2 protein-coding genes are annotated in these 772 nt (G+C 67.6%); both read right to left on the reverse strand.

What is annotated here, in order from left to right; translation table 11 throughout:
• A partial coding sequence (locus NW818_RS07415; RefSeq protein WP_414424207.1) for a winged helix-turn-helix domain-containing protein occupies nucleotides 1-504 on the reverse strand: 504 nt, incomplete at its 3' end.
• Between the two features lie 31 nt (nucleotides 505-535).
• Nucleotides 536-772, reverse strand: a 237-nt coding sequence (locus NW818_RS07420) for a helix-turn-helix domain-containing protein (RefSeq protein WP_414424208.1), incomplete at its 5' end; no start/stop codon positions are given.

Here is a 772-nt window from a genome sequence, read left to right on the forward strand (position 1 = left end):
GATGCGCTCAGCCTCAGGATAGGCAGCGCGCCGGTCCGGGAAGAACGGCGCCAGCGTCGCCAGGCCAATCGTCTTCGCCCGCCGGGTGACCACCTGGCCCGTCACAACGTCCAAACTGCCCACGATGCGCAGTTCGCAATCGGTCGCCAGACTCCGTTCCGCCCGCACCTGATCGGCGCCCGCCCGTCCATACCCGTTGGCCAGGGTCGGTTGCCGGGTGACCGTGACTTCATCCAGATACACGGTCACCACCTGGTTGGGATGCGCGCGTGCATACTCCACCACGTCCGCAATCTCCTGCAGTTTGGCCTGATAGTGGGGATCAGGGCTATGCACATGACTGCGGGCGCGCTGCCAGGTGATGCCCAACCGATCCAGGATACGGGCGATCCCGCTCAGCGAGGCGTCGCGCCCCCACGCCAACTGGCTGCGGATGGCGTCCAGGGTCCAGCGCGTCTGGGTCAGCCCACACTGCCGCGGGTCACGGCGGACCAGATGCTCCACCTCAGTCGCCGCCGTCTCGGGGTCATGGTGGTCAGGGGGAAAAAGCGGGCTTGCGCCCGCGTCCGTCCCGGATGGGGAGGCTATCGATGCCCTCGGCTTCCCAGCGATTCAGCCAGAGAGAGACGGTTTCCGGATGGCGCGGACGCAGCAAGCGTTCGCGGGCCACGACGGCAGGCGGTACGCCGGACGCGATGAGCAGTAATGCCGCCGCCCGTTCGCGCAAATAGGGCTTGGGAGCGTGATCGCGCAGGTCTTCGAGGGCCTCCCG

Origin of the sequence: Synechococcus sp. R6-5 (assembly GCF_047461775.1) — a bacterium.
Taxonomy (GTDB): Bacteria; Cyanobacteriota; Cyanobacteriia; order Thermostichales; family Thermostichaceae; genus Thermostichus.